Genomic DNA, 24,062 nt, shown 5'->3' with positions numbered 1-24,062 from the left:
TTATAGCCCCCTTTCCTTGATCCACTCTCGGACTTTAACGCCGGGTTCAAGACCATTAACACCAGAGGTTACGATGCGGTCTCCATCATTAAGCCCAGAGACAATGTGACGCTTTTCATCAATCACAATTGCCACATTCTCAACAATACCGTCACTGTTTACGCGCCAAACTGAAACATCGTCGCCATCGGTCATCATTGCTGAGGTTGGAATTTTCGTCGCAGCTGCTTTGGCAGAAACCAAATTTACGGTTCCCGACATACCAGGTAGGATGCCAATGTCAGTAGGTCTCTCCATTACCATGGTAACTTTATAAGAACCAGTTTTAGGATCCGCTTCGGTATCAACCTCTTGAAAAATCAGTTCATAAGCGTTGTCAGGAAACGCATCAAATACCATAGTCGAATCAGTTTCAAACCCGGATGAATAACGTGTAATTAGGCGATCAGGCAATAAAAATACGACTTTGAGGATTTGATTGGTTTGAATATTCATGACTCCTTGCTTCGCCGCTATGTATTCATGGTTTTCAGCTGGGATAATGGAGATGGTGCCATCGTATGGAGCAACAAGAGTGGTGTAGCGTAAATTAGCTTTCGCTTGATTGAGCTCTGCTCTTGCAGAGTTATGGTTCGCTTTTGCTTGGTCAAAATCTTGCTCAGAAACGACTCGGTCTTTACGCAATTTTATTGCACGTTGATATTGAACGTCAGACAACTTGAAATTCGCTCTGGCTTGTTTCTCCAACAATTGATATTCATCAGGGTCGAGCATTGCTAAAGGGTCACCTTTTTGCACGCTTTGTCCCGCTGTGACATCGATAGTTTGAAGTAATCCAGGTACACGGAAAGCTAATACCGCTTTGTCACCCGCTTCGGTAGTGGCAGGAAAAGTTCGTTCAAAAGCGTTGCTACCGACGGAGACAGTGAAAAGTTTGGCGGGTCTAGATTCAGGTTCAGGCACGGGAGGAAGCTCCTTACCACATCCAGACAACCCAGCTAAGGCCGTCAATAGGACAACGGAGGCTCTATACATTGGTGTTCATCCATATCTATAAATATTTTTATAACATAGATTAATCACATGTAACTTGCCAGTTATCGTAAGATTTATTTAGACAAAATTATTAAAAAAAATAACGGCTTGGGATAAATTTTCCTAAACCGTTATCTAATTTTTTGAGGTTTTAACACTAGATGTTCTTAAATGCGCGATCAACTTTGAAAGTGTCGGAGGTGACATAAGCTTCCATGTTGCGGACACTGGTCTCTAACTTCTGGAAATCCCCCTCTAAAGTGCCCAGCAAAGACTCTGCAGTCTGCCCTTTTTCCCAAGGCTTCTGCTTCAGCGTGTGCTCTTGCTTAGCTTTCATCTGATCGACATACTGAGGTGGTTGTTTTTCAAGCATAAATGTCAAAGCTAAATACGCTAACAAGACCAGAAAACTCCCCCCAAGCAGTGCTGCAGAGATAACTAAGATGCGAACCAGCCAAACTTCAAGGCCAAAGTAGTTCGCTAAGCCCGCACACACACCAGACAATTTGCCGTTAATCGTGTCTCGATACAGTTCTCTATTCATAGTTGCGTCTCCAGTTAGGCGACTCCGCATCCAGTATTTTTTCTAGTGTCTTCACACGATCTTGCATAGATTCCGCTTGCGCTGAAAGCTTGTGCAGACGCTGAAGATCCGTTTCTGAAAGACCGTTACTGGATTTCTTCTTGCTGCGGTAATGTAAGAATAACCATAGCGGAGCCACGAAGATCAAGAAGACAATCAGTGGGCCTGCAATTAGAAATGTTGACATAGAAAACTCCTAAATTATTTATCGCGGTTTTCAACTTGTTGCTTCAGTTTCGCTAGCTCTTTTTCAATTTCGTCTTGAGCTTGTAGCTCTGCAAACTCTTGATCTAAAGATTTTGCGTTGCCTGTTTTTGCGTAAACGTCTGCCTCAGCTTCTAATTCATCCACTTTACGCGAGAATTGCTCAAACTTCGCCATTGCTTCGTTGGTTTTGCTTGAATGCAGATGTTTTTGAACATCACGACGATTGCTCGCAGTATTATTGCGAATCATCAATGCTTGTTGCTTTGCACGAGTTTCTGCAATTTTAGTTTCTAGCTTGCCAATCTCACTGGTTAGCTTCTCGATGGTTTCATGAACCAATGTTTGTTCTGTATGAAGGCTCTTGATGATGTCTTCAAGTTTTTGCTTTTCAATCAGCGCTGCTCTCGCCAGATCTTCGCGTTGTTTAGTCAGTGCTAGTGTCGCTTTATTTTGCCAATCTAGAATCTGAGTTTCGATAGCTTCAACTTTACGCGCTAGCTCTTTCTTGTCTGCGATAGCTTTTGCCGAGTTAGTGCGAACTTCTACCAGCGTGTCTTCCATTTCTTGGATAATCAGGCGAATCATCTTTTCAGGATCTTCAGCCTTATCTAATAGTGCACTGATGTTTGAATTTACAATGTCTGCAAAGCGAGAAAAAATACCCATGAGGAACTCCTTAATTACAATGATGGCAAATGCGTTCTAAATCGTTGTTCGACCCTTTACTCACTTGCTCGCAAATTTACGTTTGTTATTAAACCTACCATAAGTAATCCAAGTAGCATGCCAACTTTTAAGGCATTAATTATCAGTAGCTTACAATGTAATGGCGATTAATCCGAACCATGCTATGATGAATTTAACCAAGTATTGGTATTTTTCACCACTACAGCCTAAATGACTTCCATCAGCGCTCAGCTAATACAAGGACCCGCTATGCAGCAGAACCTCATTGGTGAATCCCCTAGCTTTCTCTCTGTTTTGGATAAAGTTTCTCAACTGGCTCCAATCGAAAGACCCATTCTGATCATTGGCGAGCGTGGTACGGGTAAAGAATTGATCGCACAAAGGCTGCATTACCTTTCAAGACGTTGGGATCAACCTTTGATCTCGCTGAACTGTTCAACCCTCAGCGAAGGTTTGATTGATTCTGAGTTGTTTGGTCATGAATCCGGTTCTTTCACGGGCTCAAAAGGCCGTCATCAAGGCCGCTTTGAAAGGGCGGAGGGCGGCACTCTGTTTCTTGATGAGCTGGCAACAACCCCGCTTGCAGTTCAAGAAAAGTTGTTACGTGTTATCGAATACGGACAATATGAACGTGTTGGCGGCCAAAAGGCTTTGAGTGCCAATGTAAGACTGGTGTGTGCAACCAATGCCGACTTGCCTGAGATGGCTTTGAAAGGCGAATTCAGGGCCGATTTACTCGATAGATTGGCGTTTGATGTGATTACTATCCCGCCGCTTCGTGAACGTAAAGAAGACATCACGTTATTGGCAGAATACTACGCAATTAAGATGTGTCGTGAATTGGAATTGGAGTTGTTTGTCGGCTTTGCTCCATCAGCCGTTGAATCGCTATTGGAGTACTCTTGGCCAGGGAATGTACGAGAGCTAAAAAACGTCATTGAGCGGGCAATCTATCAGCATGGTAAGAATCCATATCCTATTGAATCTTTGGTGTTTAACCCATTCAAACCAGCATGGAAAACAGAACAAGATTCGACGCCAGAAACTGGCAATGCTCAGTCCAACAGCCATACTTCATCTGATAGCGCTTTTTCTTTGCCGTTGGATTACAAAGCATGGCAGGAACAGCAAGACATCAAGCTACTCAATCAAGCCTTAAAACAAAGCAAGTACAACCAGAAGCAAGCCGCTGAATTACTTGGGTTAACCTACAACCAATTACGAGGAATGGTGAGGAAGTACGCGATTGTCGGACAAGCTAACGATAAATAGCTGCCCACACTAGATTATTATTTGGAGCCGAATAAATAAAATGTTAAATTGTCCGGATCTTGAGGCTCCTCTAACGCCTCGTTTCGAAAAGTATTTCTTTTTATGAAAGCACTAATAAAACTATCACTGAGCATCTGCACGCTGAGCTTTCTAGCTGGATGTGGTGAGAGTGTGGATCACGAGCAAATCCGTGAAAAAGGCTTCATTTATTGCGGCCAAGGTAATCCTAGTACCTTCAACCCACAGCTGGTTGATAGTGGTATTACCGCAGAATCACTGAGCCCTCAAATCTTCGATACACTGCTCACTCTTGATCCGATGACTTACCGACCAAAGCAGAACTTGGCGACAAGTTGGTCTGTTGATAAATCTGGTACAGAGTACACGTTCAAACTGCGCCCAAATGTTGCGTTCCAAACTACAGACTGGTTCACCCCAACTCGTAGCATGAATGCGCAAGACGTGGTGTTTAGCTTTGCACGTGTCATTGATAGTTCAAACCCATTTCATTATGTAGGCGGTGGCCTATATCCATGGTTTGCCGGAATCGACTTCAAAAACCTGATCGTCGATATCACAGCAGTTGACGACCTAACGGTGAAATTCCAATTAAGTCGCCCAGACAATTCATTTCTCAACAATATCGCCACCAGCTATGCGGTCATTCATTCTAAAGAATATGCCAATAAGCTCATTGCTGCGGACGAGAAAAATCAAATCGATTCCAACCCGGTCGGCACAGGTCCTTTCTACTTAGACGAATACCAGATCAATGACCTAGTTCGCTTGAAAAAAAACAAGCACTACTGGAAGGGAGAAGTACAAATGGACCAAGTTGTGTTTGATACTTCACAACGTGGGACAGGCACACTTGCCAAGCTTCTCCGCAGTGAGTGTGACGTGTTGAACTCACCGATTTCTAGTCAGATCCCTATTATTCAAGCTCATGAAGAGCTGAAAATTTCGGCTACACCGGCGGTTAATGTCTCTTTCATCGCGCTGAATACTGAGCACCCTGCACTGCGCGATTCTCGAGTTCGTAAAGCGCTCAACCTAGCCATCAATCGTCAGAACATTCTTGATTCTGTGTATTACGGTACAGGTACTAAAGCCTACACATTGCTTCCTCCTACGTCTTGGGCTTACCAAAAAGACAGCGTTCAAGTTCGTTATGATCGAAACTATGCAATTGCGCTTCTCAAAGAAGCTGGTGTTGAACCTGGATTAGAGCTTTCGATGTGGGTACCACTAGAGCCACGCGCATACAACCCAAGCCCAAGAAAAACCGCAGAATTGATCCAAGCAAACTTGGCCGATATTGGTATCGAGCTGAAACTCTATACCGACGATCGATTTGACCGCACACAGTTATCCTCTATTTCCTCAACAGACTTGTTGCTTACTGGCTGGATAGGCAATACGGGGGATCCAGATAACTTCTTGCGTCCACTTCTATCATGCAGCTCAGAACGCGCAGGATTAAACGTCTCTATGTGGTGTAATTCAGACTTTGATTTCCTTCTCGACTTAGCATTAGAGATCAATCAACAAAGGCACCGTGTGAACTTGTATCGACAAGCCCAAAACATTCTCAATGAAGAAGTTCCTGTGATCCCTCTCGCTCACGGCGTGCAATTCCGCGTGCACGATCGTTCGCTAACCGGTTTTAAACAGAGCCCGTTCAATGCTCAACCTTTTGACCAAGTCAGAAGAGAGGTGCAGTGATGTTTTGGTATACATTAAGACGTGTAAACTTATTCATTATTACGTTGGGGATTCTGACGTTAGTGGGTTTTGCCCTGCTTCGATTAGACCAAACCTCACCTTGGGCGATTCAAGATTTCTGGCCCGGTTGGATCAGCTATATCACTGAATTATCGACACTAAACTTTGGTCTAAGCAAACACGGTGTACCTATCATCGATGAGTTGGCCGTTGTATTCCCTGCAACGTTAGAACTGTGCTTCTTTGCCTTTGTGCTTGCGCTGTTTATCGGCATTCCTTTCGGCACGATTGCAGGTATGAGACAAGGTAAGTTTGTCGATACGACAATATCGTTTACCTCTATGGCCGGTTACTCTGCACCTATATTTTGGGTTGCGTTGCTGATGATCATGGTGTTTTCACTGCACTTTGAAATGTTCCCGGTTGGCGGTCGATACGACCTGCTTTACGAAATTGAACACGTGACTGGCTTCGCGATGATAGATGCCTTTTTTGCCGAAGGCCGCTACCGTGCACACGCACTACAAAGTGTTATCGAGCATATGGCGTTGCCTTGCCTTGTTTTAGCGCTCGCCCCAACGACTCAGGTAATCCGATTGATGAGAGCATCAGTAGCTGAAGTGATGACTCAAAACTACATCCGCGCCGCGCGAATTAAGGGTCTATCAACCAGAGAGATCATCACCCAACACGTGTTGAGAAATGCAATACCACCGATTATCCCTAAGGTCGGCGTTCAACTATCAAGTATGTTAACGCTTGCTATTATTACCGAGTCTATCTTTAACTGGCCGGGTATTGGCCGCTGGTTATTGGATGCATTATCGAATCAAGATTATGTTTCAATTCAAGCAGGCGTAATTGTAGTGGCAACCTTGGTTTTGACTGCAAACATTCTGTCCGATCTACTGGGCGCTATGATCAATCCACTGGTAAGGAAGGAATGGTATGCTAACAAATAACGTCTACCAAGAAGAACAGATTCCAACCCAGTTCGAACGTTTCTGGCGCAGCTTTCGTAGCAACAATCTGGCGATGTTTGGCTTGTGGTGTTTGGTGCTTATCATTCTGGTTACCGTCACTTCACCGTGGTTAGCACCGCATGATGCACAAGAGCAAACGGGACACCTTCTAACCCCTCCCTCGTGGGACCCTGCGGGTACGGTTGAATACTTTCTAGGTACTGATGACTTAGGCCGAGACATTCTTTCTCGCCTAATAATTGGCTCTCAACTTACTTTCGGCGCTGCGGTGGTGATTACCTTTATCGCAGCAGTCATTGGCTGTCTGATTGGCGTACTTGCCGGGATGACGCGTGGGTTGCTATCAAGCACGCTCAATCACCTGCTTGATACCGTGATGTCAATCCCATCTCTTCTGCTGGCGATTATCTTCGTAGCATTCCTTGGCTTTGGTGAGTTTAATATCTTGCTTGCCTTGTGCTTGGCACTGATTCCGCGCTTTATTCGCTCGGTGTACATTGCCGTGCACGCTGAAGTAGAGAAGGACTACATTCTGGCATCTCGCCTTGATGGTGCGAACGATTTCTACCTACTATGGAACTCAATCCTTCCTAACATTCTTACCGTGGTCGCTCTTGAAGTGACTCTGGCACTGTCAGTTGCAATTCTTGATATCACGGCGTTAGGTTTCTTGGGGCTTGGCGCTCAAGCACCAAGTACGGAATGGGGCTCTATATTAGGTGATTCGGTCGAGTTGATTTACCTTGCGCCATGGACAGTAACCCTACCCGGCTTAGCTATTATGTTTACAGTTATCGTGATTAACCTCGTCGGTGAAGGTGTTCGCCAAGCGCTAAATGCAGGAATCGAATAATGCCGTTACTTGATATTCGACATCTAACCATCGAAATTGAGACCCCTCAAGGGATGGTTAAAGCAGTAGATCGAATGAGTATTACCCTCAATGAAGGAGAAATTCGTGGCTTAGTAGGTGAGTCTGGCTCAGGTAAGAGCTTGGTTGCAAAGGCAATTGTCGGGGTTTGTAAAGAAAACTGGAAGGTTTCTGCAGACCGAATGCGCTTAGGTAATATCGACCTGCTGCAACTGACGCCGAAAGAAAGGCGACGAGTGATCGCACGCGATATCGCGATGATCTTCCAAGAGCCATCGACCTGTCTTGACCCTTCTGAAAAAGTAGGCAACCAACTCATTGAAGCGATTCCTTCCCACGCATTTGAAGGTCGTTGGTGGCAGCGATTTAAGTGGCGTAAGAAGCAGGCCATAGCGTTACTGCACAAAGTAGGTATCAAAGACCACTCTCGTCTAATGGACAGTTACTCTTATGAACTGACCGATGGTGAGTGTCAGAAAGTCATGATCGCAATGGCGATAGCTGCCAAACCAAAAGTCTTAATAGCGGATGAGCCAACCAACGATTTAGACCCAATTACGCAGTCTCAAATACTGCGTCTGTTGAGTCGTATGAATCAGATCAATAACACGACCATCGTGCTGATCGGCCATGACTTAACTACCATTACCCAATGGGCGACTCGTATTACCGTTATGTACTGTGGCCAATCTGTAGAATCTGCTGATACGCAGAAACTATTGGATACACCTAAGCACCCGTACACCGTTGCTTTGCTAAAAGCGATGCCAGACTTTAACGACTGGATTCCCCACAAGGAGAAGCTACAGTCTTTACCAGGATCAATTCCGCCGTTGCAACATCTACCTATTGGTTGTCGGTTAGGCCCACGTTGCCCATACGCGCAAAGACAATGTGTGGAGATCCCACATACTAAACGTATCAAGAACCATAAATTTAACTGTCACTTCCCTCTGAATATGGAGAAGAAAAAGAAATCATGAGTGCATTATTAGAAGTCAGCGATCTATCTAAAGACTTTACGACTCGCTCTGGTCTTTTTCGTAAGAAGATTCATCAGGCGGTGAAGCCGGTAAGCTTTTCCCTTGAAGCAGGCCAGACGATTGGTTTTATCGGTCAGAATGGATCTGGGAAATCAACATTAGCGAGAATGCTCGCAGGCATGGTTGAACCGACTGCGGGCGAGATCCGCGTGAACGGCGAAAAGCTAGAACACAAAGACTATTCAACTCGTTGTAAGCTGATTCGAATGATCTTCCAAGATCCGAATACATCACTTAATCCACGCATTCAGATTGGTCGAATTCTTGAAGGCCCATTGAAGCGAAATACCAACATGCCACCAGAAGCCCGTATGCGCCGCGTGAAAGACACGTTATTACGCGTTGGTCTCCTTCCGGAACATGCTTACTTCTACCCTCAGATGCTTGCTGCGGGCCAGAAACAGAGGGTTTGTTTGGCTCGTGCCTTGATACTTCAGCCATCCATCATTGTCGCTGATGAAGCGTTAAATGGTTTGGACATGGCAATGCGCTCTCAAATTATTAACTTGTTCTTAGAGCTGCAAGAAGAGATGGGCGTGTCGTTCGTTTACGTATCTCAACACCTAGGTATTGTTAAGCACATCACCGACAAGATCATCGTGATGCACGAAGGCAATGTGGTTGAGAGCGGTGAAACGGATCAAGTGCTGACCAACCCAACTCACCAAATCACGCAAAGACTGGTTGAGAGCCATTTCTCCAAAGCGCCCAACCACTAAACTGGTTTCGCTTTTTCACTCGCCACTAGAGGGGGTAACGCATGCTAACAAAAGCTTCAATGCTTCCCCTCTTGCTTGCAACTCTCTCCTTTAACGCCGTAAGCACTCCGCTTACTTGGTTAGATAGAACCTTCGTTGAAACCGCGTTTTATAACGTCGCGCTGCAACACGAATATTCCCAAGGCAATAAACCACTGGCCAAATGGAAACAACCGATCAAGATTTGGATTGATCATCGAGTGGGCGATGAAGAACTGCATCAAGAACTTACCGAGCTTCATATCCAACATTTATCCGAAGTCACTCAACACCCTATAACAATCGTCAGCAAGGAATCTGAAGCGAACGTTAAATGGATATACACGAGGCAGAGCCAGTGGTTGTCAGAGGCGAAATCGGTACTGAAACTCAAATCGACTCAGCATTTAAATAACGCTATCTGCACGGCGGGTTATCGAACCAATTCTAAAAGTGAGATTGTTTACGCTGGGATTGTGATTCCCGTAGATCAGGCAAGATCGCGAGGTAAGCTAGTCGCCTGTATCGTAGAAGAGATCACACAGGTTCTAGGTCTGCCGAATGATTCAGATAAAGCCTACCCTTCTATTTTCAACGACCACACGCCAGAAGACTTGTTATCACCTCTAGATGTGGTGCTACTGCAACTACTGTATGAACCAGAATTGAAAGCTGGAATGACAGAATCGGAAGTAAAACCTATCGTTCGAAAGGTACTGAAGAGATACAGTAAAACAGGTGTGCTTCAACAAGCTTCTAAAGCCGCACAGCAAGCGCCCTTGTATCAGTTGATTGGGTATTGAACGAATATACGTTGGAAGCAAGCTTAGGTGGGATAATTGAATGATAGCGCTGCCTGAGAAAGGCAACGCTGACTTACGGTGTTACTGTATAACGAAAGAACTAGCGCTTAGCTGCCTGTTTCTTCAACTCGAAATCGAACTCATCAGGGAACAAGATAACGCCCTCTTCTTGTTCGTTCGGGAACACCACAACAGCAAGCTCGTCGTCTTCTAGACCATTCGTCCAGCGACTATGCCATTTGTTTAGCGAGATAGACTCAGCTTTACACTCAGACCAATCACCCGTTGCCCATGACTCTGCGAACTCTTGGTTTGGCCATACTGGAACACAGTCTTCATCTTCTGTGTTAAGCATTACACAACCGTGTTCATCGGTTAAGATCCATACTTCACGGTTTGCTACGATTTCTTTCACACAGTACTTCAGGCGTTGCTCGCCCGTATACTTGTTGATTTCAGCGATTTTTTTATCGTCTAGCTGTATAGTCATCTTAATTTCCTACTTTAGTCAGTAACTTTGTTCTTAAAGCTATTTTATGCCGAGTACTTTTAACTTCAAACATTATCGATGAAGAAGAAAATCTACTTCAAAGAAAAACGCCTGCTAAAGTAGCAGGCGTTTATTATTTAAGTGACTTGATTAAACAAGCTCACCTTGTAGCCAAGGCCAGCCTTGCTTCTTACGGCTTAGTGTATTTTCCATCATCAATACGCCGTCTTTCTCGTGCTTAACTAATTTCTCAGCCCACTCACCTTTGTAAAGAAGACGAGTTTGCGCAGTAGTGATGTCAGTTAGCATTACCGCAGCAAATGCTAGACCGTCTTTCTCACAACGCTCTTCAAGATCAGCTTCTAGAGCTTCAATCATGCCGTCTACTTGCTCAAGAGTCGCAAGTTCAACTTGACCAACAACAACATCGCGACCATTGAATGGGTAGCCTTTAAGGTCTTTTTCTACTAGCTGTGCAGCAGATAGGCCTTCGATGTTTGTCTTAGCGATTAGAAGTGCTTTGATGAATGCATCAACGTCTTCTACACCTGCGATTTCAGCAAGTTCAGCAACCGCGTCTTTGTCTTTTTGAGTACATGTTGGAGATGCGAAACCAACTGTGTCTGAAAGAATTGCAGACATCATTAGCTTAGCGATTTGTTGAGAGATAGCGTGACCTTCAATCTTGAACATGTTGAAAAGTACAGTGTTTGTACAACCAACAGGCCAGATCCAAGCTTCCATTGGGTTTACTGTCATCACATCGCCGAGACGGTGGTGATCGACAATACCTACGATCTCTGCTTCAGCAACATCGTCTGGTGCTTGTGCTAGATCTGAGTAGTCTACTAGCCAGATTTTCTCACCAGCAACAGAAGTACGAAGCTCTGGTTTTTCAGCGCCAGCAACTTCTAGAATGTGTTGAGTTTCGCGGTTGATCTCGCCTTGGCGAATTGGTGTCGCTTCCTCGCCACGAGCTTTAAGAAGCTCTGTTGCAACTAACGCACTACAAATACTGTCACTATCAGGGTTTTTGTGACCAACAACTAAAATCATGTTTCTTCCTATTACACTAACAATTATGACTCTACCTTTAGAGCCTCTCTTTATTAGCCATACTTTACCTCATTTTTTTAGATTGGTCATGTTTCCTAGGTTTAGCCAATAGTAACAATAGATAAAAAAACAACGAATGCAATTGATAATTATTATCATTCGTATATATTTATCTTAAGCCACTAATTTTGAGTAACACCTATGGATCGTCTAATCTCTTTTTTGCCAAGCAGTCGTGCTTCGAAAACAACTCAGTTTTCACTGTCATTTAAGCGACTGCTATTACCTATCTCACTTGCCGCTCTTGTGGCCGCTCCCGCTACACGTGAATTGACGGTGACCACTCTGTCAGACGCGTTCTGGGCAGTGTCTTGCTATGTTGCTTTAACCTTGGCGATTTACCACTGGTTAAGCCTTTACATCAATAAGGACAACGTCTTTAACAAGCTTGTACATCAGTCTCGTTCAAACCAAGTGGTATTTGCGGCACTCATGGGGGCTTTACCCGGTTGTGGCGGTGCAATTGTGGTAACCACGCAATTTATATCCGGCAAACTCGGGTTTGGTGCGGTTGTTGCGGTGCTTGTTTCCACGATGGGTGACGCAGCCTTCCTGCTGATTGCTAGCGAACCTAAAACTGGTTTAGCCATGATGGCGATGGGCGTGATTGTGGGTACTGCTTCAGGTCGAATCATTAACCTATTCCATGCCGATGACTTCTTACGTCCAAAACAGACTGAGCAAAATGAAGCCTCCAACAGCTGTGCTTCCCAATCTCAAGACAAAGAAGCGGTATCTAAAAAGGCGATCAATCTGCAAGGCTACCTATGGTCAGTCCTAATTATTCCCGGTGCAGCGGTGGCCCTACTTGGCTCTTTTCAAGTCGATGTCAACGAGCTGCTCGCTTTGCCTGAAATGTCAATGGAATGGGTGGGAACAATTTTACTGATTAGCTCAATGTTTCTGTGGGGGCTGACCCGTGAAATTGAGGATTACAAATCAGCTGTGAGTGAGGACGAAAAATGTGTAGGCTCTCATCCACTGCAAAAGACCGCTCAAGACACAAACTTTGTTACCGCTTGGGTGGTGGTTGCCTTTCTTTTCTTTGAATTTGGCTCTGTCATTGCAAATGTCGATTTTGCGACGCTATTCTCAAGCTGGGGCATCATGCTCCCCCTGGCTGGCGTGTTGATGGGTTTGCTACCGGGCTGTGGACCACAATTATTGGTCACTAGCTTATACCTTTCAGGCGCACTACCACTTTCGGCTCAGGTAGGTAACGCAATTTCAAATGATGGTGATGCACTATTTCCTGCGATTGCGATGGCACCGAAAGCAGCACTGGTCGCAACCTTGTATTCAAGTGTGCCCGCTTTAATCTGTGCTTATGGCTATTGGTTTATGTTTGAGATCTAACTTGATCAGAGCTAACTCCATAGGCTTCTGTAAGGTCGGTACTTTGTATCGGCCTTTTTGTTTCCGCGTCATTGCTTCTGTCACCTATCTCAAACAGCACGTTACAGCCTATCTCAAAAACGCCCTCTATTCGCCTTGTCACAAGGCTTATTAGAAACAGCAACACAGATATCTAAAATACAAAAAGCCCCCGTAAGAGTGCTTACAGGGGCTTTAATTCAAGCTTTAATCTTAGCTTTTAAGCGAGATGCTTAAGAAACTTCGATTGGACCACCGAATGAAGTTACTGGAGGCAGTTTGCCTTGGAACTTCTCGAAGTCTACCAAACATGTGTTTGCTGACGTTGCTTGAGCAAGTTCAGACGTACCGATATCTTGAGTCAGTGTGTTTGGATCGCCGTATGTATCTAGCGCGCCCACTTTCTCGTTGATCGGACCGTACCAAGCACCTTCTTCGATACGAACAACACCAGGAGCATAGCTATCCATTAGAACAGCACCCGCTAGTAGTTGACCACGGTCGTTGAACACACGTACTACGTCACCATCTTTGATGCCTTTCTTCTTAGCATCTACTGGGTTGATGTAGATTGGCTCACGACCTTGTACCGCGTAAGTCGCACGCCACTCTTCAGATTCACACATCTGAGAGTGAAGACGCTTGTCTGGGTGACAAGATTGTAGCCAGTACGGGTGTTTGTCAGAACCTGGACCACCGTGTGAACGTTCAGATTTCTCGAACCACATTGGGTGTTCTTGACAGTGCTCGTAACCCATGTTGCCTACAGTACGGCTTGTAATTTCGATGAAACCAGAAGGTGTACCTAGAGCATTGATCTCTGGGTCTTCACGGAATGAAGCGTGACGAGTCCATGGCTTACCTTTACCGAAGTCTAGGAAACCTTTTTCCCAGAACTCAGCAAACTCAGGCATTTCGAAGCTACCTTCGTTTGAAGCGCGACATTCGTCGTACAGAGATTTAACCCACTGCATTTCATCCATACCACGCGTGTAATCGTCGTAACGACCCCAACGCTTAGTTAGGCTAGACATGATCTCGAAGTCAGTCTTAGACTGGAACAGAGGATCAACTAGTTTGTGCATCGCGATCAAACCACGGCCAGAGTATGCACCGTAACCATCGATATCGTTACGCTCCCACTGAGTACATGCTGGAAGCACGATATCAGAGTGACGACAAGTTGCAGTCCAAGCGAAATCAACAGCCACTACAGTTTGTAGGCTCTTGAATGCTTTACGCATCTTGTTGCGATCTTGGTGGTGGTGCCACGGATTGTTACCACTGAATACCATCATTTTGATATCAGGTAGTGTTACCGTTGAACCGTTCGCTTTGATCTTCTTACCTGGCTCTAGCAGGCTATCTACCCAACGAGCAACAGGGATTACGCGGCTGTAACCGTTGTAATCAGTGTTAGTGTGCTTAGGCGATTGACCCTGGTCGATGTTCAGCGGGAAAGAACCCGGAGCAGCGAAGCCAGTTGAAGATACACCGATACCTGAGTAGTGGTGACCGTAAGAGATACCGCCGCCAGGTAGACCAATTTGGCCAACCATTGCTGCGATAACTGCACACATCCAGTAAGGCTGTTCACCGTGCTCTTGACGTTGGATACTCCAACCCACAAGAATCTGTGTACGACCGTTAACCAGCATCTTAGCGAATTCACGGATAGAGTCCGCGCTTGCACCACAGATTTCTGCAGCCCATTCTGGTGTCTTCTCAACTTTATCTTTCGTTTCACCTTGAACGTACTTGATGAAGTCTTCAAAACCTAGACAGTAAGTTTCGATGAACTTCTTGTCGTATAGATCTTCGTTGTAAAGAACGTGAGCAACACCAAGCATGAACGCCACATCAGTTTGTGGGTTGATGTACATTTGCTCGTTTTCTAGGTAACGGCCTGTTTTGTTTTTAACAGGGTCAACAGAAACAACGTTGATCTCTTTCTTAGCAACTTTTTCTTTCAGCTGTTCTAGGTATGCGAACGACTCGTGCGTCTCACATGTCCAACCTACTTGCAGGTTTTTAACTGGATCGTTACCCCAAAGAACAATGTTGTCACTGTTTTCTAGGATAAGTTCCCAAGATGTACCTTGCGCGTAAACTTCAGTCGAACCTAGCACGTAAGGCATGATCGTTTGACCAGCACCTGTTGAGTAGTCACCGATTTTCTTCACAGAGTAACCGTGAAGTGCCATTGCACGTTGCATGTGGTTAGTACAGCTGTGGAACTGACCAGTTTGTCTCCAACCAGTTTGACCGGTGTGAAGTGCCCATGGACCGTAATCTTTCTGTACGCGTTCTAGTTCGCGGTAAACAAGGTCTAGTGCCTCGTCCCAAGTCACACGAATAAAGCGGTTGTTACCACGCGTGTCTGCGCTGTATTTATGCTTCTTCAACCAATCTAGGCGAACCATTGGGTAACGCACACGTGATGGGCTGTAGATAATGCCTTTAATACCTTTCAACATCTCAGTTGGGTGTTGATCGATTTCTAGAGGTTTAATTTCTTGTACTTTACCCGCGTAAACACGAGCTCGGAATGCACCCCAGTGAGAACCAGAGACTTTCCACGCGCCGTCTGTTTCTGCAGCAGACGCTGATGCCGACGCCAATAAGCTTGGACCGATAACCGATGCCGCACTTGTAGTAGCGACACCTTTCAGAAAACTTCTTCTTGTAATTGCCATTGTGTTACTCCAATTGACGTCTTATTAGTGATGGCCTTCAGAAAAATCTGATGAGTGCTTCTGTAGATACTTAAGAACAAGTGCTTCTGTATCTGTATCGAAGTTAACGAACGCAATCATACCATCTAGCATGCCTACCCAACCGTTAGCGCTGAAGTGAGCTTCATCTGGCTGTGAGTGACACGTTGAACAGTTAGATTGGTACGCTTGACCCGCTGCGTTCCAGATTGGATCGAAGTTATCAACCATAGACTCTTTCTTCATCCAAAGTGCTAGGTTAACTTCTTCCCAAGGAAGACCAGTTAGCTCATCTTCTTTCTTCTCACCAACAGTGATTACGTCACTTTGAGATACTTCTTTCGTCAAGATTGCAGTCGAGATGTTCATACCGAAGTCTTCTTGGATTACACGTCCGAAGCCTTTCGCTTTACGCCAACCGTCGATTTGAATCTTAATCATGTCGCCTTTTTCGTCGATCACTGCAACTTTACTTGCAGGGCTTAATAGACCCGCTTCAACTGTTGCTGTCTCATCCGTATACATTGGTAGGTGACGAATAGAGATTACGTCTGAACCATTTGCGTAAGATGTGCTGCTTGCTACATTTTCTAGCTCGCCAACAATACCGCTTGCTGATGCCATATCTAATGGAAGGTTGTGAGCAATACCTTTGTGACAGTCAACACAGCTTTGATCACGCTCTGCCGCGTTTTTCATCTGGATACGCGCTGTTGGGCGCATGTTTTCGAAATCCATTGAATCGTAGTTGTGGCAGTTTTTACACTCTAGAGATTTGTTCGAAGAGAAACGATCCCATTCATGTTTAGCCAATTCGATACGACGAGCTTCGAATTTCTCAGGTGTATCTAGGTCACCAAATACTTGAGCGAATACTTCTTTAGATGCTTGCATCTTACGAGCGATTTTTGCTGTCCATTCATGTGGAACGTGACAGTCAGGACAAGTCGCGCGTACACCAGAAGTGTTTTTCCAGTGAACCGTTTCTTGTAGTTCTACGTATACGTTGTCACGCATGGTGTGACAGCTTACACAGAATTCTTCTGTATTTGTGTGCTCTAGAGCTGTGTTAAAACCGCCCCAGAAAATAACACCGGCGATAAAGCCACCCATAGTTAGTACACCAAGACTGATGTGTACCGCAGGGCGAGTCATTGTGCGCCATAATTTAACTAAAAATGATTTCATGTTTAGCTCTCTTAAATATTGATTTTAAAAAATGTTGTTACTAGAGGGCATTACATGCCGCCGTGAGCACCTGGAGGTCCGAATACAAACACTTGCAGTGCCCAAACTAGGAAGCCGTAGCCGCCTACAAAAGCCACACTTAATATTGGAAAGAGAACCACCGCGATGAAGAGGAAAGACTTCCACTCCAACGAGCGTTTTTCGCCAGTTTCAATTTTATTAACATCACTCATACATTTTGCCTATTTTGTATTTAGTAATTTCGAGTAACCCATTCTATGGGGCTAAAGTTCTTAAGTATCTAACAACAAATTTTAGACCATACTCAAAGTAGGGTTCAATCAAATCTCCTGTTATAACCCTTGCTAATCAATACTTTTTTGAGCTCATCCAAAGTTGTTTTTAGTTAAACAAAGTTATTAAAAAGTATTAACAAATGTGAAGAATTAAGTATATTTCACAAATGTTAAATTCCAACACTCACACAACCTTATTGTAACCAATTTTAACGTTTTACCTACTAAGTAGTAGCTAAAAATGCCTTAAACAACCAATATTTTGTACTTTGGTTGTTAAATAATTGAGCACTTTTTGAATCGACGGGTTTGAAGCTGAAATGCATCATTTGGCACTTTCAGATATGATGGGGACCTACTTAAAAGGAAGCTCTATGCAAGACGTTATTGATATATCTTGGTGGCAGTTGTTGCTCTTCGGTTCACTTCTCTTTCTGCCCATTGCCATCAACCACAAGCTGAAACTCGGCCTTGGAAAAGAAGCCTCTATTAGCATCATTCGCATGGTTATTCAGCTGTTTCTTGTGGGTCTTTACCTAGAATATTTATTTACTTTGAATAGTTTGTGGGTCAATTTGTTGTGGTTATTTGCCATGATAATTGTCGGTGCGAGCTCGATTGTTGAGAAGTCTAAGCTACCGAGACAGCTATTATTAGCGCCTGTTGCCGTAAGCCTTGCCGTAACCTGTGTACCCATCGTCTTGTTTATCTGCTTTTTCATCATTAAACCGACACCGCTTTTTAACGCGCAGTACCTTATCCCGATCGCAGGAATGTTATTGGGTAATAGCTTAAGCAGTAATATAGTGGCATTGCAGAACCTGTTTGGTGCTTTTGAAACACAGAAATCAGAATATGAAGCAGCAATCGCGTTAGGCGCGTCTCCCTCCTACGCTGCAGCACCGTTTGTACGCAATGCAATACAGAAAGCGATGTCCCCTATCATGGCCTCTATGGCAACCACAGGCTTAGTAACGCTGCCAGGAATGATGACAGGACAAATTCTTGGGGGGGCGTCACCGATGATCGCGATTAAGTATCAACTGATGATCATGCTGGCGATTTTCGTGATGATGAGTTGCTCTTTAGCGCTTGCCCTTCACCTCTCATTGAAGACTTCCCTGACCAAAGAAGGTCGAGTCCTCGCTCAAATAAAACCGGCAAAATAGCCTCTCTACTCCCCTTAGATCTGGTTACTCACTGAATTTGAGACAGGTTATCCACAGAAATTGTGGATAACCAAATCAAGATAGATCCTTTTTTGTCCACTTTCACTCGAGAAAAGATCATTACCGTTGATCCTTCGGTGTTTTCAAAGAGATATACACATATGGTGAGCAGCGCTGTTGAGTGTTCAGATGATCATTAGAGGGGTGAAGAAGTAGGTTTTCCACAAATAAAAAACGGCCTGCAATGCAGACCGTCTTGTAAATGTCATAAGTCAGTTCAGTGTTTCCACTGAGCTTTAGCGCATCTCGTCAACTGAGTTAAGTACGCCACTTTTGTTGATAGAGCCACCTTTATTAGTCACGCAGGTAGATCAACCAATACCACATGCCGACAAAGATACCGCCACCAATGATGTTACCTATAGTAACGGGCAGCAAGTTGTTCATCAGAAAGTCCATCATGTTCAGGTCAACGTAATCCGCAGGGTTAGCGCCCGTCATTGTCCAGAATTCAGCAGGAGCAAATGTTTTAATGCCGATAGCTAAAGGGACTTGGAACATATTCGCAATACAGTGCTCGAAACCAGCTGATACGAACATCGCAACAGGTAAAATCATTACCGCGATTTTGTCGGTAAGTGTACGTCCACTAAACGTCATCCATACCGCGATACAAACCAATACATTACACATGATACCAAGCGCGATAGCTTGGATAAAATCATGGTGCATCTTGTGTTGGGAAATCGCCATTGCATTTAAACCAACCTGGCCATGGTCAAACATGTACTGTTTAGTCAGAAGCATACATGCCACCAGCAACAATGCGCCAATCAAGTTACCTACATAAACCGTAGCCCAGTTCTTGACGAGCGTGCGCCAAGTAATTTTACCACTTGCACGAGCAACCAGAGTAAGCACCGAACTGGTAAATAACTCACCACCGGTAACAACAACGAGAATTAAGCCCAGGCTAAATGCAAGGCCACCTAATAGGCGAGTAATACCCCAAGGCAAATCACCAGCACCGGTCGTTACGATGGTGTAGAACACAAACGCAATACCGATATGGATGCCAGCTGAAATCGCTAGGAGAAAAGATTTGATTGGATCTTTAGTTGCTTTACCTACGCCAATATCTGCAGCGCGCTCAGCCATTTGTGGCGGTAATAATGAGTCAAATTGGTTTAGATTCATGATGATTTACATTTTGAAACATGTCGTCGGGAGCGCGATAATCCTCTCTTTCATTTCTGAATTCAAGAGCTATTTTAAGCTCGAATTTCCTTCAACAACTAAGAAAACGCCAAACCTTCAATGATATTGAAATTTCTTACGACTTTAGTAGTAAAAAGAAAACTCTGATGAATGAAAAACTACCAACGATAAAAACAAAACATCTATAAATATCAACAAGTTACGTTAAAACCATAAGAATGACGTACACTATAGCCGTGTTTTGAGAGCTTTTCTTTTCAGATTTTGACATAGATCAACAGAACGTAAAAAAGCGCCCTGAGGCGCTTTTAAGTCAGTCACAAATAAAGACATTGGTTATGCTAAACCGAAGGTTCAATCACTTCTTCTGATGATAGTTCTAGAGCCGGGTTCTCTAGATTTGTTTCAATACTCGGCGAGATCGCATCAGAATCACTTTCGTTGGCAACTTTACCACCTAAGCTTTTCAAACTATCGACTAGTTCTTCTAAGCTTTTTATGTGAGCATCGCTCTTCGTAATCTGCTCACCGAGCAACTCACTATGCTTGGTTGCTTCAGACAATTGCTGTGCTTGCTTCTGGTTTTCAGATTCCAGGTTAGCCAATTGCTCAGTCAAAGTTTCAATCTCTGACTTTAATAGCCCTGTCATGTCGGAGCTTTTTAACGCTTTAATACTCGCTACAATCTTTTGAGATTGCTGACGTAACCCAACATCACGGTAATCTTCATCATTGACGATTTGTGAAATACTCAGTAGTTGGTTCTCTGCATTCAAAACCGACTGTTCGAACTTGTCGCCTTTTACACTCGCCAGCACTTTGACTTCATGAGCGACACTGCGCACGTGGTTCAATTCAAACTCAGCAGCGTGAACCGCATCTTCAATGATCGACTTTTCACGAGGGCTGGCTTTCACTTGGCTTTCGGCCAACGCAATTTGAGATGCTGCCTTAGCAAAGGTCAGCGGAGCAACATCATAAAAATCTTCATCTTCCAAGAACTCTAATTCGTTCTTCAAAGGTTCGATGTATTTCTTATGCGCCACTTTAACTTCTAGTAAGCGAGCATTGTTAAGAAACTCCACCTGCGCTTCTTGAGCGTCTTCAAGCTCATCGACCAGCACATATTCGAACAACTCGCTGTATTCTGAATACAAACGTTTGTAGCTCGAAGTAAACATGGTATCTGCGCCAAGAAACTTCAGGTAATCCATTTGGACAATCGAATCAGCGAGTACTCGGTCAGCCTTCTTCTTTAACACTAAGATCGAGTCATAATTTGATTTGATCAACGCTATTTTTTCATCAAAGGCTTCAGCGTAAGTCAGGCTCGAAAAAATGGAGTAGCTCTTGGTTATCCGAGTTTCGTCTTTCAGTAAGTCCGCATAAATGCTTTCAGCATCATCCCATGCGTCTAATAGTTCATTGTAATTCTCTGGTGCATAGAGAGACAATTGAGCATGGTCTTCAAGCTTAACTTCCCATTCGGAGTAAACGCTTTGGACAGACTGAAATGAACGGACCTCTATTGTAGATTCATTATTGTTGTTTGTGGTTTGGTTCGCGTCTGTCTGCTCTGAGGGTGTGCTTTGACAACCTGAGATAGCAAATAGCATACTGATCGTTAATGCTACTTTGTTCGCTCTCACTTATGCATATCCTTTTTATACAATATTCGCTCAATGCAAATTATTTCTAGTCACAATATATTACAACCACTTAGCAATAAACATCATTGATGATTTAAGTGGGTGCAAATCACCCAATATAACCAAAATAAACCCATCACTCGATGATTAATCAATCAATTTGGTATCACTTATCAATTCTCCTTATTTGCTATTGCCTGAGCCGTGAATGCGCACTAAGGTGAAGGTAGAGAACGTTATGAATATATAGGTTAATTATGAAGTACAACGCTGAACATATTGCTGATTTAAACCTCCTTCTTCAATTTGATGTAAGTAGCGCTGCTACTGGAATTAAAGTTCATCAAGAGGCTGCTCAAGAAACTCAAGACGCTGTTAAGCGCCTATTCGAAAAAAACCTTTGTACTCAGCCAGACGGCGGTTATTTAACAGATGAAGGTATCGAGATGGCAGAGCGCGCAGATAAGCTACTTCGCGTACTTAAATAAAGCTCCATTGTTCTAGTAAAAACTCCACTCGCTTCGGCCGTGGAGTTTTTTCATTTTTGGGCCAAGGTTTGTTAGGCTTATTGTAAATCCATAGCTTGTCGTTGTGAGGTACAGATGGCTTCTATATTTATTGTCGGTGCAGGATGGGTCGGTGCACCTTTATCCAAACATCTAGAAAAACATGGTAACCGAGTGGTGGTCACGAAAACGACCCAAGCGGGAGCGGAGGCCATTGGTAACGAACGAATCCCATGTGAAGTGTTTAGTTTTGACTCATCAAAGCCAGAACAGACTATCGGGCGACTCTATTCACTGTTACTCGAAAACAATACTGAAATTGTAATTGGCAGCTTCCCTCCTGGCTTTAGAAAAGGAGCAGGACAAGAGTATGCCGACTACTGGCAGCAACTCACCAATGCATGTCAAAAGGCCAACATTAAAAAGCTCATTATGGTCAGTTCAACTACGGTATACCCAACCAAGCCGGGTGTGTTGAATGAGCTGGATGCATCGCTCCCCCTTTCAACCTCAGGTAACGAGAACGCATCTTCATTTTCCGATAACGCGCGAATCATGCTGCAAGCTGAACAGTCAGTGATTGATTCAGGTATCGACTACACCATTCTTCGCTTTAGTGGATTAATAGGTCCAAGTCGTCACCCATCAAGGTTTGCTAGTAAGCTAAAGCAAGTGAGTACTCAAGCTCCAGCCAACATGCTGCACCTTGATGACGCGATTGGCGCTGTCGATTTCGCTATCAGTCAGCTGCACAACGAAGTGGTTAACGTGACGACGCCAAATACGGTCAGTAAGGCGGAGTTTTATGCCGCAGCACTGAAAAGCGCCAACAGCAGTGAGCCTCTACCCGCTGTTGTTGATACCCCAGACAAATTAATCTCTTCGAAGAAGATTCTCGATTTAGGTTATTCATTTAAATTCGAATCCACATTGGATGCACTTCATGACTGAACAATCTATGGCTAACAAATATCCCAACACAAAACTGCACCGCTCGGTAGACACCCTTTGGAACTTTATGTCGATGGGTCACAAGGTTACGCCTTCAGACTGCATCTTTGTATTGTGCAGCAATGATACTCGCGTCGCTGAATATGCAGCTGAGCTTTATCACCAACAGATCGCGCCTTACATTGTTTTTTCTGGTGGTGTGGGACGCTTTACCGAAGGAAGCTTTGAGCGCTCAGAAGCTGAAACATTCGCTTCTATCGCACGAGATTGTGGTGTGCCTGACTCTGACATTATCATAGAGAAACACGCGACAAACACTGGGGAAAATGTCCGCTTCACTCATGAGTTACTGAAAGAGCAAGGGTTATCACCGAAGAGGCTAACCTTAGTTCAGAAGCCCTTTATGGAAAAACGAACTTACGCGACCTTTAGTAAACAGTGGCCTGACGAAACGTCCGAGATAACCGTGACATCACGTTGGCAAAATTGGGATGATTACTTTAATGAAGAGTTGCCGTTAGACATGGTGTTAGGTGCATTGATTGCTGATTACGAACGAATCAAATCCTACCCAGAGAAAGGCTTTCAGGTTGAGATGCCCATCCCCGATGACGTTGACCACGCCTATCAAGCATTGAAGAAGCTCGGATTCGAATAAGTCTCCAATAAAGTAAAAGCTAGGCTTGGCATAAAGTAAAAACATAAGTTCAGTAAACAAAAACGGTGACACTTGGTCACCGTTTTTCATTCTTTCCTGTTAGTAACAACAGCAAATAGTTTTGCTTATTTACCTAATGCTTCTTTGTAGTGCAGACGGCAAACAGAAACGTATTTGTCATTGCCACCAATTGCCACTTGATCACCTTCAGCGATCGCGACACCGTGCTCATCGGTACGAATAACCATGTTCGCTTTACGGCCACAATGACAGATGGTTTTCAGCTCCACCAGCTTGTCCGCCCAAGACAGTAAGTAACGGCTACCTTCAAACAGCTCGCCCAAGAAGTCAGTGCGTAAGCCATAACACAGCACAGGAATATGAAGTTTATCCACTACTTCTGTAAGCTGATACACCTGCTCTTTCGACAAGAATTGACACTCATCGATCAACACACAGTGACGCTTCTCTTCGTCGTTCAGCTTTTTGATCGCATCAAACATGTTAGTGTCATTTTTAAAAAGTTGAGCTTCAGATTGCAGACCAATTCTTGAGCTTACTTTACCGATACCATAGCGATCATCCAATGCAGCCGTGAAGATCACTGGCGTCATACCACGTTCTTGGTAGTTGAATGACGATTGAAGAAGCGTTGTTGATTTACCCGCATTCATTGCCGAGTAGTAAAAATACATCTGAGCCACAGAAATATTCCTGTTAAATAAAATTGAATATGAAAAGGTGAAATTAGAGAATTTTTGCTAGAAAAAAGGGCTGAAAATCAGCC

24 protein-coding genes are annotated in these 24,062 nt (G+C 44.2%); 12 read left to right on the top strand and 12 right to left on the bottom strand.

Annotated elements, in window-relative coordinates; all coding sequences use genetic code 11:
• From BCV39_RS03290 to pspA, 4 genes are all read right to left on the bottom strand, one after another.
• Entirely contained in the window at positions 1-1,035 is a 1,035-nt protein-coding gene (locus tag BCV39_RS03290; RefSeq protein WP_055320147.1) for an efflux RND transporter periplasmic adaptor subunit, read from the bottom strand.
• Between the two features lie 157 nt (positions 1,036-1,192).
• The gene (pspC, locus tag BCV39_RS03285; protein ID WP_102433190.1) at positions 1,193-1,579 is read right to left on the bottom strand and encodes an envelope stress response membrane protein PspC; all 387 of its coding nucleotides are present in this window, start codon (positions 1,577-1,579) and stop codon (positions 1,193-1,195) included.
• Positions 1,572-1,805 (bottom strand): envelope stress response membrane protein PspB, encoded by a 234-nt coding sequence (gene pspB / locus BCV39_RS03280; RefSeq protein ID WP_004734605.1) that lies wholly within the window; start codon positions 1,803-1,805, stop codon positions 1,572-1,574. The genes pspC and pspB overlap by 8 nt, the downstream gene beginning before the upstream one ends.
• Before the next feature lie 14 nt (positions 1,806-1,819).
• Positions 1,820-2,491, bottom strand: coding sequence for a phage shock protein PspA (gene pspA / locus BCV39_RS03275; protein WP_102433191.1), 672 nt, complete (start codon positions 2,489-2,491; stop codon positions 1,820-1,822).
• 270 nt (positions 2,492-2,761) lie between these two features.
• On the opposite strand from pspA, the gene pspF reads away from it, so the two are divergent.
• The 7 genes from pspF (at position 2,762) to BCV39_RS03240 (ending at position 9,946) form a co-directional block, all read left to right on the top strand.
• The gene (gene pspF / locus BCV39_RS03270; RefSeq protein WP_102433192.1) at positions 2,762-3,784 is read left to right on the top strand and encodes a phage shock protein operon transcriptional activator; all 1,023 of its coding nucleotides are present in this window, start codon (positions 2,762-2,764) and stop codon (positions 3,782-3,784) included.
• Positions 3,785-3,886: 102 nt separating this feature from the next.
• A complete protein-coding gene (gene sapA / locus BCV39_RS03265) occupies positions 3,887-5,509 on the top strand; it encodes an ABC transporter substrate-binding protein SapA (RefSeq protein ID WP_102433193.1) in 1,623 nt (540 codons plus the stop codon).
• Positions 5,509-6,471 carry an ABC transporter permease subunit gene (locus BCV39_RS03260; RefSeq protein ID WP_048658331.1) on the top strand — a complete coding sequence of 321 codons (963 nt, stop codon included), beginning with the start codon at positions 5,509-5,511 and terminating at the stop codon, positions 6,469-6,471. Before sapA ends, BCV39_RS03260 begins: the two co-directional genes overlap by 1 nt.
• Positions 6,458-7,345 carry a putrescine export ABC transporter permease SapC gene (gene sapC, locus BCV39_RS03255; protein ID WP_048658330.1) on the top strand — a complete coding sequence of 296 codons (888 nt, stop codon included), beginning with the start codon at positions 6,458-6,460 and terminating at the stop codon, positions 7,343-7,345. The genes BCV39_RS03260 and sapC overlap by 14 nt, the downstream gene beginning before the upstream one ends.
• The gene (locus tag BCV39_RS03250; RefSeq protein ID WP_102433194.1) at positions 7,345-8,346 is read left to right on the top strand and encodes an oligopeptide/dipeptide ABC transporter ATP-binding protein; all 1,002 of its coding nucleotides are present in this window, start codon (positions 7,345-7,347) and stop codon (positions 8,344-8,346) included. The genes sapC and BCV39_RS03250 overlap by 1 nt, the downstream gene beginning before the upstream one ends.
• Entirely contained in the window at positions 8,343-9,125 is a 783-nt protein-coding gene (locus tag BCV39_RS03245; protein ID WP_017060304.1) for an ATP-binding cassette domain-containing protein, read from the top strand. The genes BCV39_RS03250 and BCV39_RS03245 overlap by 4 nt, the downstream gene beginning before the upstream one ends.
• Before the next feature lie 41 nt (positions 9,126-9,166).
• A complete protein-coding gene (locus tag BCV39_RS03240) occupies positions 9,167-9,946 on the top strand; it encodes a DUF2927 domain-containing protein (RefSeq protein ID WP_102433195.1) in 780 nt (259 codons plus the stop codon).
• A 100-nt stretch (positions 9,947-10,046) separates the two neighbouring features.
• On the opposite strand, the gene BCV39_RS03235 is transcribed toward BCV39_RS03240, so the two are convergent.
• Positions 10,047-10,436 (bottom strand): DUF2750 domain-containing protein, encoded by a 390-nt coding sequence (locus BCV39_RS03235; RefSeq protein ID WP_102433196.1) that lies wholly within the window; start codon positions 10,434-10,436, stop codon positions 10,047-10,049.
• Positions 10,437-10,586: 150 nt separating this feature from the next.
• Positions 10,587-11,492 carry a manganese-dependent inorganic pyrophosphatase gene (locus tag BCV39_RS03230; protein ID WP_048658327.1) on the bottom strand — a complete coding sequence of 302 codons (906 nt, stop codon included), beginning with the start codon at positions 11,490-11,492 and terminating at the stop codon, positions 10,587-10,589.
• A 201-nt stretch (positions 11,493-11,693) separates the two neighbouring features.
• Here BCV39_RS03230 and BCV39_RS03225 point away from each other — a divergent pair, with 201 nt between their 5' ends.
• Positions 11,694-12,908 (top strand): putative manganese transporter, encoded by a 1,215-nt coding sequence (locus tag BCV39_RS03225; protein WP_102433197.1) that lies wholly within the window; start codon positions 11,694-11,696, stop codon positions 12,906-12,908.
• 251 nt (positions 12,909-13,159) lie between these two features.
• On the opposite strand, the gene torA is transcribed toward BCV39_RS03225, so the two are convergent.
• Genes torA through torE form a run of 3 tightly spaced genes read right to left on the bottom strand, consistent with a single transcriptional unit; the run spans position 13,160 to position 17,061 of the window.
• Positions 13,160-15,622: a trimethylamine-N-oxide reductase TorA gene (gene torA, locus BCV39_RS03220; protein ID WP_048609404.1), complete on the bottom strand. Its 2,463-nt coding sequence runs from the start codon at positions 15,620-15,622 to the stop codon at positions 13,160-13,162.
• A gap of 24 nt (positions 15,623-15,646) precedes the next feature.
• Positions 15,647-16,828, bottom strand: coding sequence for a pentaheme c-type cytochrome TorC (torC, locus tag BCV39_RS03215; protein ID WP_004734592.1), 1,182 nt, complete (start codon positions 16,826-16,828; stop codon positions 15,647-15,649).
• A 50-nt stretch (positions 16,829-16,878) separates the two neighbouring features.
• Entirely contained in the window at positions 16,879-17,061 is a 183-nt protein-coding gene (gene torE / locus BCV39_RS03210) for a trimethylamine N-oxide reductase system protein TorE (RefSeq protein WP_008222628.1), read from the bottom strand.
• A 437-nt stretch (positions 17,062-17,498) separates the two neighbouring features.
• On the opposite strand from torE, the gene BCV39_RS03205 reads away from it, so the two are divergent.
• Entirely contained in the window at positions 17,499-18,293 is a 795-nt protein-coding gene (locus BCV39_RS03205) for an ABC transporter permease (RefSeq protein ID WP_102433198.1), read from the top strand.
• Positions 18,294-18,647: 354 nt separating this feature from the next.
• Here the strand turns inward: BCV39_RS03205 and focA are convergent, their stop codons facing one another.
• Both focA and BCV39_RS03195 read right to left on the bottom strand, forming a co-directional pair.
• Complete coding sequence (gene focA, locus BCV39_RS03200; protein WP_048614492.1) at positions 18,648-19,490, bottom strand: formate transporter FocA; 843 nt, start codon at positions 19,488-19,490, stop codon at positions 18,648-18,650.
• A 362-nt stretch (positions 19,491-19,852) separates the two neighbouring features.
• A complete protein-coding gene (locus BCV39_RS03195; protein WP_102433199.1) occupies positions 19,853-21,160 on the bottom strand; it encodes an ATPase in 1,308 nt (435 codons plus the stop codon).
• A gap of 257 nt (positions 21,161-21,417) precedes the next feature.
• On the opposite strand from BCV39_RS03195, the gene BCV39_RS03190 reads away from it, so the two are divergent.
• The 3 genes from BCV39_RS03190 (at position 21,418) to BCV39_RS03180 (ending at position 23,275) form a co-directional block, all read left to right on the top strand.
• Positions 21,418-21,648, top strand: a complete 231-nt coding sequence (locus BCV39_RS03190; protein ID WP_017630468.1) for a TIGR02647 family protein — start codon at positions 21,418-21,420, stop codon at positions 21,646-21,648.
• Positions 21,649-21,762: 114 nt separating this feature from the next.
• The gene (locus tag BCV39_RS03185) at positions 21,763-22,617 is read left to right on the top strand and encodes an NAD(P)H-binding protein (protein WP_102433200.1); all 855 of its coding nucleotides are present in this window, start codon (positions 21,763-21,765) and stop codon (positions 22,615-22,617) included.
• Entirely contained in the window at positions 22,610-23,275 is a 666-nt protein-coding gene (locus BCV39_RS03180; RefSeq protein WP_102433201.1) for a YdcF family protein, read from the top strand. The genes BCV39_RS03185 and BCV39_RS03180 overlap by 8 nt, the downstream gene beginning before the upstream one ends.
• A gap of 125 nt (positions 23,276-23,400) precedes the next feature.
• Here the strand turns inward: BCV39_RS03180 and BCV39_RS03175 are convergent, their stop codons facing one another.
• Entirely contained in the window at positions 23,401-23,979 is a 579-nt protein-coding gene (locus tag BCV39_RS03175; protein WP_048658319.1) for a thymidine kinase, read from the bottom strand.
• Positions 23,980-24,062: the final 83 nt, after the last annotated feature.

This window comes from Vibrio sp. 10N.286.55.E10, assembly GCF_002872555.1.
GTDB lineage: Bacteria > Pseudomonadota > Gammaproteobacteria > Enterobacterales > Vibrionaceae > Vibrio > Vibrio crassostreae.
This window is presented reverse-complemented; position numbering and strand designations above follow the sequence as displayed.

Bases quoted from the DNA above. Each gene is read 5' to 3' on its own strand.
- BCV39_RS03290 (WP_055320147.1), bottom strand. From the start codon at position 1,035: ATGTATAGAGCCTCCGTTGTCCTATTGACGGCCTTAGCTGGGTTGTCT.
- pspC (WP_102433190.1), bottom strand. From the start codon at position 1,579: ATGAATAGAGAACTGTATCGAGACACGATTAACGGCAAATTGTCTGGT.
- pspB (WP_004734605.1), bottom strand. From the start codon at position 1,805: ATGTCAACATTTCTAATTGCAGGCCCACTGATTGTCTTCTTGATCTTC.
- pspA (WP_102433191.1), bottom strand. From the start codon at position 2,491: ATGGGTATTTTTTCTCGCTTTGCAGACATTGTAAATTCAAACATCAGT.
- pspF (WP_102433192.1), top strand. From the start codon at position 2,762: ATGCAGCAGAACCTCATTGGTGAATCCCCTAGCTTTCTCTCTGTTTTG.
- sapA (WP_102433193.1), top strand. From the start codon at position 3,887: ATGAAAGCACTAATAAAACTATCACTGAGCATCTGCACGCTGAGCTTT.
- BCV39_RS03260 (WP_048658331.1), top strand. From the start codon at position 5,509: ATGTTTTGGTATACATTAAGACGTGTAAACTTATTCATTATTACGTTG.
- sapC (WP_048658330.1), top strand. From the start codon at position 6,458: ATGCTAACAAATAACGTCTACCAAGAAGAACAGATTCCAACCCAGTTC.
- BCV39_RS03250 (WP_102433194.1), top strand. From the start codon at position 7,345: ATGCCGTTACTTGATATTCGACATCTAACCATCGAAATTGAGACCCCT.
- BCV39_RS03245 (WP_017060304.1), top strand. From the start codon at position 8,343: ATGAGTGCATTATTAGAAGTCAGCGATCTATCTAAAGACTTTACGACT.
- BCV39_RS03240 (WP_102433195.1), top strand. From the start codon at position 9,167: ATGCTAACAAAAGCTTCAATGCTTCCCCTCTTGCTTGCAACTCTCTCC.
- BCV39_RS03235 (WP_102433196.1), bottom strand. From the start codon at position 10,436: ATGACTATACAGCTAGACGATAAAAAAATCGCTGAAATCAACAAGTAT.
- BCV39_RS03230 (WP_048658327.1), bottom strand. From the start codon at position 11,492: ATGATTTTAGTTGTTGGTCACAAAAACCCTGATAGTGACAGTATTTGT.
- BCV39_RS03225 (WP_102433197.1), top strand. From the start codon at position 11,694: ATGGATCGTCTAATCTCTTTTTTGCCAAGCAGTCGTGCTTCGAAAACA.
- torA (WP_048609404.1), bottom strand. From the start codon at position 15,622: ATGGCAATTACAAGAAGAAGTTTTCTGAAAGGTGTCGCTACTACAAGT.
- torC (WP_004734592.1), bottom strand. From the start codon at position 16,828: ATGAAATCATTTTTAGTTAAATTATGGCGCACAATGACTCGCCCTGCG.
- torE (WP_008222628.1), bottom strand. From the start codon at position 17,061: ATGAGTGATGTTAATAAAATTGAAACTGGCGAAAAACGCTCGTTGGAG.
- BCV39_RS03205 (WP_102433198.1), top strand. From the start codon at position 17,499: ATGCAAGACGTTATTGATATATCTTGGTGGCAGTTGTTGCTCTTCGGT.
- focA (WP_048614492.1), bottom strand. From the start codon at position 19,490: ATGAATCTAAACCAATTTGACTCATTATTACCGCCACAAATGGCTGAG.
- BCV39_RS03190 (WP_017630468.1), top strand. From the start codon at position 21,418: ATGAAGTACAACGCTGAACATATTGCTGATTTAAACCTCCTTCTTCAA.
- BCV39_RS03185 (WP_102433200.1), top strand. From the start codon at position 21,763: ATGGCTTCTATATTTATTGTCGGTGCAGGATGGGTCGGTGCACCTTTA.
- BCV39_RS03180 (WP_102433201.1), top strand. From the start codon at position 22,610: ATGACTGAACAATCTATGGCTAACAAATATCCCAACACAAAACTGCAC.